The organism is Pseudochrobactrum saccharolyticum (genome assembly GCF_008801715.1).
Lineage (GTDB): Bacteria > Pseudomonadota > Alphaproteobacteria > Rhizobiales > Rhizobiaceae > Pseudochrobactrum > Pseudochrobactrum saccharolyticum.
On sequence record NZ_VZPG01000001.1, the window covers coordinates 268390 to 282065 of the forward strand.

Here is a 13676-nt window from a genome sequence, read left to right on the forward strand (position 1 = left end):
TTTAAAGGTAGGAAGTAACCACAACAAAAGCAAGCTGTACGAAAAAACAATTAAGCCGCACATCTTTATGATGCACGGCTTAATTATTAAATACTTATAGTATTTTTCAACATCAAAAAGAAACAGCTTTCAGTCCATCAACCAGAGCGGACGATGGTGCAATATAGCCGAAATCAATACCGTTCCAGTTGCTCATACGGCGCGTTGCACGCGCTTCAAGTTTACCGGACAGCTCTGCATCTTTTGCAAAAAGCTGTGCCAGCAAACGTGTCACCATAACTTCTGCCGCACGGGTGGCACCATCATCGCATTTCATGGCAAAGCCTACACCCAGTTCAGGCACGGCACCGCAGAACACACCTTCCGCACCGGTTTTCACAAAAATACGGCCAGGTGCGAGTTCCATCAGCTCAGTACAGGCACGACGGCTACCGGCCACGTAAAATGGCGCAGCCATGCAGGCATCCAGCAAACGTTTGGCGGCTTGCGCACGAACAGGTGCCAGACCTGTGCCGGTTGCCATGCGGGCAAAGCCACGCGCCATAGCATCAAGGCCAATCGCATAAGTCGGAATAGAGCAACCATCCGTGCCATATTCATCGGCATTGTGCACCGCGCCGGTCACTTCCTGCATGGTTTCACGCACAATGGTCTGAATTTGCGACGTGGCCTGCACATAGCCTTTGGTCTTCAACTCCATATGCGCGCAGGTGCAGAGAAAACCGGCATGTTTACCGGAGCAGTTATTATTGAGTGCTGTCGGCTCCTTGCCGCTGCGCGCAACTTCGATCAGCACTTTCTGGTCAGACGGCCAATGGGCACCGCATTCCAGATCATCACAGGACAAACCGGCCTTCGCCAGCATCGAAGCGGCGCGCGCCACATGCTCCGGCTCACCGGAATGGGAAGCGCAGGCCATTGCCAGTTCTTCATTGCCAAAACCATAGGCATCAGCCGCACCGCTCTCCACGAATGGCAGTGCCTGAATAGCCTTGATTGCCGAGCGCGGATAGGTCGGGCGTGTTACATCACCGATGTTCAGAACGGTCTTACCGTCACCATCGAATAGCGCCAATGCACCGCTATGGCGGCTTTCCACCACGCACCCACGCACAACCTCAACCAAAACCGGATTTGCCATTTTAAAACTCCGCATCATTCACTGCCGATGCTCTAGCAAAATAGTCTTATGCCGTCAAAACGCACCTGTCTCACAAAGCAACGGATTTTATCACTTTAAAATCACGTCATATTATTGAAATAAAATGATAATAAACTCTTGATTGACTGATCAATCAATAAAAACGATAATCAGCACAATCCAAACAATTTTGTGAGACAAACATGCCTAAAGTGGGAATGGAGGAGCTGCGCCGGAAAGATCTGATCTCGGCCGCTATTCAGACAATCGGCGAGCGCGGCTCGCTTGATGTGACTGTTGCGCAAATCGCTCGCAAGGCCGGTGTGTCTGCAGCGCTCGCGCATCACTATTTCGGCGGTAAAGACCAGTTGCTGTTAGCCACTATGCGCCATTTGCTGAGCGAACTCGGCTCTGATCTGCGCCTCGCCTTACAGGCAGCAGACAGCCCGCGTACAAGACTTTCCGCAATTATCAGCGTGAATTTCTCTGCCTCACAGTTTGCCCATGAAACGATTGCGGCATGGCTCACCTTCTATGCCCATGCACAACAGTCACTGGAAATGCGCCGTCTGCTGCGGGTCTATGCCCGTCGCCTGCATTCCAACCTGTGTTTTGCGCTGGAGCAGCTCACAGACAAACAGACCGCGCAGCATATTGCTGAAGGTACCGGCGCTCTGATCGACGGCCTTTATATCCGCCACGCGTTGGGAGCCGATGCGCCGGAAGCGCCAAAAGCCATTGCACTGGTTGAGGATTATATCACCGTGCAACTGGCGCGCGCGCCATCCAAGCCATCCCGTAACCGGCATTAAGGAAACCACTATGGAAGCAGATTTCGTTATTATCGGCTCCGGTTCTGCCGGTTCTGCCATGGCCTACCGCCTGTCGGAAGACGGCAAACATTCTGTTATCGTTATCGAATTTGGCGGCACCGATATGGGGCCGCTGATCCAGATGCCTGCCGCCCTATCCTTTCCGATGAATATGTCCACCTATGACTGGGGTTTTAATACCGAGCCGGAACCGCATCTGAACGGCCGCCGTCTGGTGACTCCGCGCGGCAAGGTTATCGGCGGCTCCTCATCCGTCAATGGCATGGTCTATGTACGCGGACACGCCAAGGATTTTGATCATTGGGCTGAGAGCGGCGCCAGTGGCTGGTCCTATGCGGATGTGCTGCCTTACTTCAAGCGGATGGAGCACTCCCATGGTGGCGAGGAAGGCTGGCGCGGCACCAATGGTCCTATGCATGTGCAGCGCGGCAAGCGCAGTAACCCGCTGTTCAAAGCTTTCAACGACGCCGGAAAACAAGCCGGTTTTGAAACAACAGATGACTATAACGGCTCGAAACAGGAGGGTTTCGGCCCGATGGAACAAACCATCCATCACGGCCGCCGCTGGTCAACCGCCAATGCCTATCTGCGCCCTGCCCTCAAACGCCGCAATGTGACTCTGGTCAATGCTTTTGCCCGCAAGGTTGTGATCGAGAATAGCCGCGCGACCGGCGTTGAGATTGAAAAATCCGGCACAGTCAGTGTTATCAAAGCCAAGCGTGAAGTGATTATCGCTGCTTCCAGCATCAATTCGCCAAAACTGCTGATGCTTTCCGGCATTGGTCCTGCGGAGCATCTGCGCGAACACGGCATTGAAGTCGTAGCAGACCGTGTCGGTGTCGGTGCGAATTTGCAGGATCACATGGAAGTCTATGTGCAACAGGAATGCCTGCAGCCGATTACGCTCTATTCCAGTCTCAACCTGTTTTCCAAAGCCCGTATCGGTGCGGAGTGGCTGTTCTTCAAATCAGGTCTCGGAGCGACCAACCATTTTGAAGGCGCGGCTTTTGTGCGCTCGGCTGCCGGTGTGGAATATCCGGATATTCAGTTCCACTTCCTGCCGGTTGCGATCCGCTATGACGGAAAAGCTGCCGCAGGCGGCCACGGTTTTCAGGCGCATGTGGGGCCGATGCGCTCCAAGTCGCGCGGTTCGGTCACGCTGCGCTCAAATGATCCGAAAGAGAAGCCGAAAATCCTGTTTAATTATATGTCGCATCCGGATGACTGGCGCGACTTCCGCCATTGCATCCGCCTGACCCGTGAGATCTTTGGCCAGCAGGCTTTTGACCCGTATCGCGGACGGGAAATTCAGCCGGGTGATGATCAGGTAACGGATGAGCAGCTGGATAATTTTATCCGCGACCATGCGGAGAGTGCCTTCCATCCGTGCGGTACCTGTAAAATGGGTTCAGTCAATGATCCTATGGCCGTGGTTGATCCGGAATGCCGTGTGATTGGCGTCGAAGGTCTGCGTGTGGCTGACAGCTCGATCTTCCCGCGCGTGCCTTACGGCAACCTCAACGGCCCGTCGATCATGACCGGTGAAAAAGCCTCAGATCATATCTTGGGCAAAACACCGCTGCCACGCTCAAACCAAGAACCTTGGATTAATCCGCGCTGGCAAGTCTCCGATCGCTAATTTATAAAGCTCATAGAATTTTGAAGGAATTTCCCATGCGTGCACAGCCGCAAGCCTCACATTTTATCAATGGTCAGTTTGTTGAAGACACGGCAGGACGTGCTTTTGATGTGATCTATCCTGCCACCGGCGAAGTCATTGCCCGCCTGCATGGTGCAACACAGGCCATTGTCGATCAGGCCGTGGAAGCTGCTGCTAAAGCGCAGGTTGAATGGGCAAAACTCAAGCCCGTTGAGCGTGGCCGCATCCTGCGCCGTGCCGCAGACCTGATGCGCGAGCGCAATCAGGAATTGTCGGAACTGGAAACTCTGGATACCGGCAAGGCCATTCAGGAAACACTGGTAGCCGATGCAGCTTCCGGTGCCGATGCGATGGAATATTTCGGCAGTGTAATCTCCGGTTTCAATGGCGAGTTTGTCGAACTTGGCGGGCCTTTTGCCTATACACGCCGCGAGGCATTGGGCGTTTGCGTTGGTATCGGCGCATGGAATTACCCGATCCAGATCGCCTCGTGGAAATCAGCCCCTGCTCTGGCAATGGGCAATGCGGTGGTGTTCAAGCCATCGGAAAATACACCGCTGTCAGCTCTGGCACTCGCACAGCTTTACAAGGATGCCGGTCTGCCGGACGGGCTTTTCAACGTGGTTCAGGGCTTTGGCGATGCTGGCGCGGCACTGATCAGCCACCCTAAGGTTGCCAAGGTTTCGCTCACCGGCTCCGTTCCGACTGGCAAGAAAATCATGGCGCAGGCCGGTAGCGAGATGAAACAGGTCACCATGGAACTCGGCGGCAAATCCCCGCTGATCGTATTCGATGATGCCGATCTGGAAAATGCCATTGGCGGCGCGATGCTCGGCAATTTTTACTCCACCGGTCAGGTCTGCTCCAACGGCACCCGCGTTTTCGTGCATGAGGCTGTTGCGACAAGTTTTGTGAGCCGTCTGGTTGAGCGCACCCGCGCTATTCAGATCGGCGATCCGCTTGATCCGAGCACGCAGATGGGGCCAATGGTGAGCCTTTCCCAGCGCGACAAGGTTTTGTCCTATATTGAGAAGGGCAAAACTGAAGGCGCCGATCTGGTTTGCGGCGGTGGCGTGCCTGCCTTGCAGGGTCTGGAAAACGGCTTCTATATCGAACCGACGATTTTCACCAATGTCAGCGATGATATGACCATTGCACGGGAAGAAATCTTCGGCCCTGTGATGAGCATTCTGACCTTTAAGGATGAAGATGAAGTCATTGCCCGCGCCAATGATACAGAATTCGGCCTTGCCGCCGGTGTATTCACCGCAGACAGCGCCCGCGGTCATCGTGTGATTGCAGCACTCAAAGCCGGTACATGCTGGATCAATGCCTATAATCTGACACCGGTGGAAGTGCCTTTCGGTGGCTATAAAAACTCCGGTATCGGTCGTGAGAACGGCCTTGCCGCCCTCTCACATTACAGCCAGATCAAGACAGTCTATGTAGAAACCGGTAAGGTCGACAGCCCTTATTGATTTCCATTTCGAGCCAAATAAAAAGCGGGCAAAATGCCCGCTTTTTTTAAATTTGTTTTAGTCAAAGCTTCAACGCTCTCAACCGCAATGAGTTCGCAATCACCGAGACCGAAGACAGGCTCATCGCCGCCGCTGCAATCATCGGTGACAATAAAGTGCCAGTGAACGGATAGAGCAGCCCTGCTGCCACCGGAATACCCAGCGCATTATAGACAAAGGCAAAGAACAAGTTTTCCTTGATATTGCGGATTGTCGCCTCTGCCAGATGATGCGCGCGGGCTATGCCGGTGAGATCGCCTTTGAGCAGCGTGATACCCGCACTTTCCACGGCCACATCAGCACCCGTGCCCATAGCAATACCAACATCAGCGGCGGCCAGTGCCGGTGCATCATTCACACCATCCCCCGCCATTGCAACTTTTTTGCCCTGTTTGTGCAACTCGTCAACCAGAGCTTTTTTATCTTCCGGCAGTACATCGGCACGCACATCATCAAGACCAAGTTTAGCCGCCACAGCTCGCGCCGTGCGCTCATTATCACCGGTTGCCATAATGATCTTCAAGCCACGCGCATGGAGTGTGCGAATAGCTTCTGCCGCTGTTTCCTTAATCGGATCAGCCACAGCGACCAGACCTACCAGCTTGTTATCAACGGCGACAAACATCGCGGTCTTACCTTCTGCCCGCAACGTATCAGCCTGTACCTGAATGGCAGCAATATCCAACCCCATATCCTGCATCATTGCAGGATTGCCAAGCGCAACTGCCAGTCCTTTTACCGTACCGGCAACACCTTTACCCGTAATCGCTTCAAAAGCATCCACATTATCTGTCTTCAACCCTTTTGCTTCGGCTCCGGCAACAATGGCTTCCGCCAGCGGATGTTCTGAGCCTTTCTCAAGGCTCGCGGCCAGTTGCAACAGGGTGTTGTCGTCGATGCCGGAAACCGCCACCACATCCGTCAGCTTCGGACGACCTTCTGTGAGTGTGCCTGTTTTATCAACGATCAGCGTATCAACCTTCGCCATACGCTCCAGCGCCTCGGCATCCTTAATCAGCACACCAGCCTGCGCACCGCGTCCTGTTGCCGTCATGATAGACATTGGCGTTGCCAGTCCCAGCGCACAGGGACAGGCAATAATCAGCACCGAGACCGCCGCCACAATGGCATAGATCATGCTCGGCTCCGGCCCCCACAGCGCCCAGCCGATAAAGGACAGGAGTGCAACGACAATAACCATCGGTACAAAATAGAATGAAATCCGGTCAGCCAGTCCCTGAATAGGCGCACGGGAACGCTGGGCTTTGGCCACCATGTCCACAATCTGCGACAGCATGGTTTCTGCGCCGATTTTCTCCGCCTGCATGACCAGCGAACCGTTTTTATTCACGGTGCCACCGATCACTTTATCGCCCTCGGTCTTTTCAACCGGCACCGGTTCACCGGTAATCATAGCCTCATCTACGGAGGAGCGGCCCTCCACCACAATCCCGTCTACCGGCACACTATCACCTGGGCGGATACGTAACTTGTCACCGGCCTGCACCTCATCCAGTGGCACATCGGCTTCACTGCCATCAGCAGCAATACGGCGTGCAGTTTTCGGCGCCAGATCAAGCAGAGCGCGGATAGCCGAGCCGGTGCGTTCGCGGGCACGCAGTTCCAGCACCTGTCCAAGAAAGACCAGCGTGACAATAACAGCTGCGGCCTCGAAATAAACCGGAACCGAACCGCCATGACCACGGAAGGAATGCGGGAACATATCCGGAAACAGAATTGCAACCACGCTGTAAAGATAGGCGGCACCAACACCGATCATAATCAGCGTCCACATATTCGGGCTGCGGTTTTTAAACGAGTCGACCCCGCGCTTGAAAAACGGCAACGCCGCCCAGAGCACCACCGGTGTCGCCAGTATAAACTCCAGCCAGACCGTTCTTTGCTCCCCGATCCATTCACGGATCGGCAGACCAAGCATCGGCCCCATCGTGACTATCAGCAATGGTATGGAACAGATCGCGCTTACCCAGAAGCGGCGTGTAAAATCCACTAATTCAGGGTTAGGTCCGTCATCAAGCGACGGCATAACCGGTTCCAGCGCCATCCCGCAAATCGGGCATGAGCCCGGTTCATCACGGATAACTTCCGGATGCATCGGACAAGTATATTGCGCCCCTTTGATTGCAGGCGCGGCGGCAGATTGTGCAGTGAGATATTTCTCGGGATCAGCTTTGAATTTACCGTGGCAACTATCCGAGCAGAAATGATATTCATGCCCTTTATAGGCCATATGAGGCTTGCCTGCGGCAGGATCGACCATCATCCCGCAGACGGGATCTTTCACTTTATTGCCACTCTCATGGTCGCCGTGATGATGCCCGTGATGTGCATCATGTGCATGAATTGTATGCGATGCAGTCTGTGCCATAAAAACCTCTCCTGCTTATCAACTGACAAGCAGGATAAAGGTTCCCACAATGGCAAGGTCAAGCTATAGATTCAGCTTCGTCCTCATCGTCAGCGACCGGATTTTCATCCATCAGTTCTACGTAATCAGCGTAATCCATCTGCATACGCCGATAGACCAGATATTTCGCATCATGATAGCCAGCGATTGCACCGGTGCGTGGCTCCAGCACTTCACCCTTGCCGCTCATTGCCGCCATTGCCTGCGGCAGGTCCGCAAAGTCACCGCTGGCGACTGCACCAAGCATGGCAGAACCCAGCAGCACCGGCTCGGCCTGTTCCGGCACCAGCACGCGGCAACCGGTGGCATCCGCATGTTCACGCAAATAAAGCTGATTGCGAGCCAGACCGCCGGAGACCACCAGCGTATCAATCTCCATACCTTCATGGCGCATTTCTTCAAGAATATGCCTTGTGCCATAGGCCAGAGCCTGAATAGTGGCGAGATAATCCAATGCCAGATCATCAAGCTCGTGATCCAGTGTCAGGCCGACAATCGCGCCTTTGCGCCAGCTTTCTGCCAGCGGTGAGCGGTTGCCGTGAAAATCCGGCTGCACATGCCGGTGACGGGTCAGGGTTGCGGTTTCTTCAGCCATTTTGGCCAGATGCGCATCCAGCAGATCAGCAATGCGCTTATCCGGATTTTCTGCGGCCAGTTTAACCGACACCGCATGACGTGCAATCACAGCATCAATCAAAGCGCCTGCTGCCGACTGTCCGCCTTCATTCGCCCAGAGATCAGGCAGCAGAGCAGAATAATAAGGCCCCCAGACACCGGAAACGAAAACCGGCTCTTTGCTCAGAGCGATATGGCAGGTGGATGTACCGGCGATCAGTGCCAGACGCTGTTCTGTTGCACTCACACCGGCATTGTCCTCAACGGCCAGCGTGCCGAGCGCACCGGAATAGGCATCGATCAGACCGGTGGAAACCGCTATACCGGCTTTAAGACCAAGCTCCGTTGCGGCCTGTTCAGACAATTGTCCGGCCAGTTCACCAGCCGCACCAAAACGATTGCCGATAGCTGCAAAATTGTCATCGCCCAGTTCTTCAAGGCCGATATTCTCAAGGAACGCACTGTCCCAGCCCTCTCCGGCTTTGCCCCGATCACCGAGATAAGTCCATTTGCACACCGGCGAGCAAAGCGAGCGCATATCGGTGCCGGTCGCGCGATGCACCAGCCAGTCCGGCAAATCCCAAAAAGCGGCTGTCTGTGTCCAGCTCTGCGGCAGTTCACGCTTGAACCAGCGGATTTTCGGCAGCTCCATTTCCGGCGACATACGACCGCCGACATGGTTCAGCACCTTGCCGCCAATTTCGGTGATCTCCTCGGCATCATTAATCGCGCGGTGATCCATCCACAGGATAACATCCTGATCCGGCTCGCCCTTCGGGCTGACGGTGACCGGCTTGCCTTCCGCATCAGCAACAACCAGCGAACAAGTGGCATCAAAGCCGATACCGGCAACACTGTCTGCTGCGATTGCGGCTTCGGCCATTGCGTTTTTCACAGCCTTGCAGATCGATCCCCAGATATGCGCCGAGCTTTGCTGTGCAAAATCCGTCTGCGGGCGAAAGGTTTCAATGGCGCAGGCTGCAGTGCCCAGTAACCGGCCTTTGCTGTCAAAAATACCTGCTCTGGCGCTGCCGGTTCCGACATCCATTCCAATATAGTGGCGCATCATCAATCCTCATGCACAGAAGAAAACTTTGATTCCGTGCTTACAACAATTTCATGACGTATCAATAGCACTGAAAAGAGTGCTATAAACAGATCAATGGCTCTCTCTTCCAAGCCCGTTTTGCGGCAGACCCAATCACTGACCATGACACCGCAAATGCAGCAATCGCTCAAAGTGCTGCAAATGAGCCGTGCTGAGCTGGAAGACTTTGTACAAAGTGAAATAGAAGCCAATCCGCTTTTGCAAAGAGCGCCGTCCGGTACGTTGCCCTCTTCCAGCACTTCGGATTATTCTGTTGAAGATTTCGGCACTGTACAGCATTCCCTGCAAGATCATGTGGCCGAGCAGATCAATCTGAGTATCAGAGATAGAACCGAACGGCATATTGCCGAGCTGCTTGCCGAGACTTTGGACGAATCCGGGTATCTTCATGCAGACTTGGCGCAGATCGCCAAGCGCCTGAATGTGACACCGGAACAGGTTATGCGTGTTCTGCGCCAATGTCAGGCTTTTGAACCGGCTGGGCTTTTCGCCCGTAATCTGGCGGAATGTCTGCGTCTGCAGCTCATTGCCGATGATCGCCTGACTGCAGAAATGGCCATACTGCTTAAGCATCTTGATCTGGTAGCGAAGCGTGATTTCAGTGCGCTTAAAAAGCTCTGCGACGCCGATGATGAAGAACTGGCAGAACTACTGGGTGAACTCCGCGGCCTGAACCCCAAACCCGGCCTGATCTTTGACAGCACGCCAGCGCTGACCATCATTCCCGACTTATTGGTCACCAAAACACCGAATGGCGAATGGAACATCACTCTCAATCCGCAGGCTCTGCCCCGTGTGCTGATGAATAAGGATTATAGCCGAAGGCTCAGTGACAACAGCCTTTCCAAGGAAGAGAAGCAGTTTCTGCGTGCCTGCAAACAAAAGGCAAGCTGGCTGACGCGTATTCTCGATCAACGTGCGCAGACCGTGCTCAATGTCGGTGAGCAAATTATCACTCATCAGCAAGGTTTTCTGGAAAGCGGTGCGGTTGCGCTCAAACCGCTGACAATGCAAATGGTGGCCGATGCGATTGAGATGCATGAAAGCACCATTAGCCGCGTTGCCAATCAGAAATATATGCTGACCCCGCAAGGTCTGTTTGAATATCGCTATTTTTTCAACTCGGCGATCAGGGGCAAAACCGGCGATGATATTGCCTCTGAAGCCGTGCGCAGCAAAATCCGCACGCTGATTGCGCAAGAAAATATCGACAGCGTCTTGTCTGATGAAGCCATTGTGCAAAAGCTTGATGCAGAAGGTATTGTGATCGCCCGCCGGACAGTTGCCAAATATCGAGAGGAACTCGGCATTCCTTCCTCCGCAAAACGACGGCGGGAAATGAAACTGCACGCCCAAAAAAGATAAGGCCGCGCAATCAAACACACGGCCTTATCCTTAAGCTATAGGCTCAGAAGATTATTTTGATGCTTTAACAGTGTTGTAGCTGTTAATCAGGTTGCGGTAATCCGGAATGTGGTTTGCGAACAGAGTGCCCAGACCTTCCACATCGTTACGCCAGTCGCGGTGCAACTCACAGGCAAGACCGAACCATGTCATCAGCTGTGCGCCGTTAGCACTCATACGATCCCATGCGGAATGACGGGTGATTTCGTTGAATGTGCCGGACGCATCGGTCACCACGAAGACTTCGAAATCTTCAGCCAGAGCCGACAGCGCAGGGAAAGCCACACAAACTTCGGTCACAACACCAGCAATAATCAGCTGTTTCTTGCCGGTTGCTTTAACTGCTTTCACGAAATCTTCGTTATCCCACGCGTTGATCTGACCAGGACGGGCAATATAAGGCGCATTCGGGAAAAGCTCTTTCAGCTCAGGTACGAGCGGACCGTTCGGGCCATCTTCGAAAGATGTGGTGAGAATGGTTGGCAGGTTGAAATATTTTGCCAGATCAGCAAGTGCCAGCACATTGTTTTTGAATTTATCTGGATCAATATCACGAACCAGCGACAGCAGACCTGTCTGATGGTCTACGAGAAGAACGGCTGCATTGTCTTTATCGAGGCGGTTATAAGGCTTGGACATTTTCAAAACTCCATGGTTTCAAGTTGATGAAATGAACCTACCCGCAAGACGAAAACTCCAAAAGATAGTTATTTGGAACCACAACGTCCCATAAAAGAGACAATCAAGCTCTTTACAAAACCGGAAGGAAGACAGGCTTCCCTCCGGCATATCAACACGATTTATGCAGCGCTGAAACCATCAACACGGCAAACAATCAGATCATGATCGGAAAGCGGACGCTGATTATCATCCAGCGATGAGATGATACGGCTTTCAGTAATATTCAGACCGCGGCTCAGGAACCAGTCCAGTTTCATAGCGCGATCAGGCCAGCGAGTGATCAGGCTCGGACGGGTTGTCATCTGATCCAATGCACCGCTGTGACGGGTAAAGCCGCGTTCAGCAGCAACGCGGAACAGACCTTCCGCCTCGAAGTCACCTTCCGCATGATTACCTGTATTAAAATCGCCGCCAATCAGCATCGGCATAGTGCCAAACTCTGCTTCCAGTGCATTAATCAGCTGTGCCACCTGCTTTTCGCGATAGGCTGCCGGAGATGCGCTTTCCAGATGCACGGACACCGCGAGAAACGGCCCGTCAACGGTTTCAATCACCGCACCGATCGCATTGCGCTCACCTAGTCGTGGCTGATCACCGCCATTGAAAAACCACAGGCGCTCACCGGCCAGACGCTGCACAAAGATACGCTGCATCGGCACGGAAGACATCAGCGCATTGCCGTGGAAACCTTTTTCGTTGAAATCATCCTGACAGAAGGAATGCTCGATTTCCGAACCAAGTCCAAGCTCGATAAACTCCACGCCATAGGCATATTCCATAGCCATATGGCGGGCGACTTCCGCTGTCATATTCTTCTGCGCGGTGCGCGCCATGCCATTGTCCATCTCGGTCAGCAGAGCCACAGCCGGTTTTTCTGCCAGCATTTTCGCAGCGCTTTCCTCAGGGAACAGACAACGCTCCAGATTCCATGCAGTCACGTTGAACGGAAACGCCAGCGGTACGGTTGAAGCAGCCTGACCACCGGTTTCAACATGGGTCATACATTCCATCGCAACCAGCTTGGCATCATGGGCAGCCATGGTTTTATCCAGCTGGGTGATGCTCTGACGCTCTTCATGAGACGGCACATCCAGAACTGCAACTTGTGTGCGGATCATGGTTTCAACAGTCATTACTTCAGTCATGTCATTTCTCAGTCTTGTGCAATATTTCAGGCAGAAACAGCTTGGGTTGCTTTTACAGCAGTTGCGGCTGCTTGCGATAATTCAATGCGTTTGCCGCTCTGTTTATCGAAGAAGTGCAGTTTTTCAGGCGTCACAGCCAGACGCATCTGATCGCGGATTTCAGCTTTTGGGGGCAGTGCGGCGACCAGCTTCTGATTGCCCGCATAACCATGCACGATGCGTTGTGCGCCCAGTTCCTCCACATAATCGGTGCGGAACTGCAAGCCCTGCTCATGCGCTTCAGCGATATGCAAATCTTCCGCACGAATCCCGATTGTCACCTCGCCCTGCACAGATGGCTCTGTGCCGAGTTTCAGAATATCTTCGCCCAGCATCAGTTGCGCCTGATGCACAGTGCCGTCAGCAAGGTTCATTGCCGGAGAACCGATAAAGCTCGCAACAAAGGTCGATGCAGGCTTGTGATAAATCTCCAACGGTGCGCCGATCTGCTCAATCTCGCCGCCGTTCAGCACCACCAGACGATCAGCCAGTGTCATCGCTTCCAGCTGATCATGTGTCACATAGATTGAAGTCGTACCAAGACGACGCTGCAACTGCCGGATTTCTCCGCGCATGGAAACACGCAATTTGGCATCAAGATTGGACAGCGGCTCGTCAAACAGAAACACCGCAGGCTTGCGCACAATCGCACGCCCCATCGCCACACGCTGGCGCTGACCACCGGAAAGCGCACGCGGCTTGCGTTGCAGATAAGGTTCCAGCTCCAGCATCCGTGCAGCCTCTGCCACACGCGCCTCGATCTCGGCTTTCGGCGTTTTACGGTTCCGCAAACCATAAGCCATATTATCATAGACGCTCATATGCGGATAAAGCGCATAATTCTGAAACACCATGGCAATGTCACGATCTACCGGCTCCACCTCATTCACGGTACGGTTGCCGATTGCCACCTCACCTTCCGAGATGGTTTCCAGCCCTGCCACCATACGCAGCAGCGTGGACTTTCCGCAGCCGGAAGGGCCGACCAGAACAATAAATTCACCGTCTTTAATATCGATATTCACTGCGCTGACAGCTTTAGTGCCGCCCGCATAGATTTTCGATACATTTTCAATTTTAACCTGTGCCATTGAAGGCTCCTAAA

The 13676-nt window shown here is 53.6% G+C and carries 10 protein-coding genes; 4 read left to right on the plus strand and 6 right to left on the minus strand.

Annotation, left to right across the window (positions count from 1 at the left end):
• Positions 1–112: 112 nt before the first annotated feature.
• The gene (locus F7P81_RS01375) at positions 113–1141 is read right to left on the minus strand and encodes an asparaginase (protein WP_246176012.1); all 1029 of its coding nucleotides are present in this window, start codon (positions 1139–1141) and stop codon (positions 113–115) included.
• Positions 1142–1344: 203 nt separating this feature from the next.
• On the opposite strand from F7P81_RS01375, the gene betI reads away from it, so the two are divergent.
• From betI to betB, 3 genes are read left to right on the plus strand one after another with little or no spacing between them, the layout of a single operon-like run.
• On the plus strand, positions 1345–1953 hold the full coding sequence (gene betI / locus F7P81_RS01380) for a transcriptional regulator BetI (RefSeq protein ID WP_151158197.1): 609 nt from the start codon (positions 1345–1347) through the stop codon (positions 1951–1953).
• A gap of 10 nt (positions 1954–1963) precedes the next feature.
• Positions 1964–3613 carry a choline dehydrogenase gene (betA, locus tag F7P81_RS01385; RefSeq protein ID WP_151158199.1) on the plus strand — a complete coding sequence of 550 codons (1650 nt, stop codon included), beginning with the start codon at positions 1964–1966 and terminating at the stop codon, positions 3611–3613.
• Between the two features lie 35 nt (positions 3614–3648).
• Positions 3649–5112: a betaine-aldehyde dehydrogenase gene (betB, locus tag F7P81_RS01390; protein ID WP_151158201.1), complete on the plus strand. Its 1464-nt coding sequence runs from the start codon at positions 3649–3651 to the stop codon at positions 5110–5112.
• A 61-nt stretch (positions 5113–5173) separates the two neighbouring features.
• Here the strand turns inward: betB and F7P81_RS01395 are convergent, their stop codons facing one another.
• On the minus strand, positions 5174–7540 hold the full coding sequence (locus F7P81_RS01395) for a heavy metal translocating P-type ATPase (RefSeq protein WP_151158203.1): 2367 nt from the start codon (positions 7538–7540) through the stop codon (positions 5174–5176).
• Positions 7541–7598: 58 nt separating this feature from the next.
• Positions 7599–9263 (minus strand): FGGY-family carbohydrate kinase, encoded by a 1665-nt coding sequence (locus F7P81_RS01400; RefSeq protein ID WP_151158205.1) that lies wholly within the window; start codon positions 9261–9263, stop codon positions 7599–7601.
• A gap of 93 nt (positions 9264–9356) precedes the next feature.
• Between F7P81_RS01400 and rpoN the strand changes: the two genes are divergently transcribed.
• Positions 9357–10667: an RNA polymerase factor sigma-54 gene (rpoN, locus tag F7P81_RS01405; RefSeq protein ID WP_151158207.1), complete on the plus strand. Its 1311-nt coding sequence runs from the start codon at positions 9357–9359 to the stop codon at positions 10665–10667.
• 51 nt (positions 10668–10718) lie between these two features.
• Here rpoN and ycaC read toward each other — a convergent pair whose 3' ends face one another.
• From ycaC to F7P81_RS01420, 3 genes are all read right to left on the minus strand, one after another.
• Positions 10719–11345 carry an isochorismate family cysteine hydrolase YcaC gene (ycaC, locus tag F7P81_RS01410; RefSeq protein WP_022710061.1) on the minus strand — a complete coding sequence of 209 codons (627 nt, stop codon included), beginning with the start codon at positions 11343–11345 and terminating at the stop codon, positions 10719–10721.
• A 161-nt stretch (positions 11346–11506) separates the two neighbouring features.
• A complete protein-coding gene (locus F7P81_RS01415; protein WP_343031673.1) occupies positions 11507–12532 on the minus strand; it encodes an endonuclease/exonuclease/phosphatase family protein in 1026 nt (341 codons plus the stop codon).
• Between the two features lie 26 nt (positions 12533–12558).
• Positions 12559–13662, minus strand: a complete 1104-nt coding sequence (locus F7P81_RS01420) for a sn-glycerol-3-phosphate import ATP-binding protein UgpC (RefSeq protein WP_151158209.1) — start codon at positions 13660–13662, stop codon at positions 12559–12561.
• Between the last annotated feature and the right edge of the window lie 14 nt (positions 13663–13676).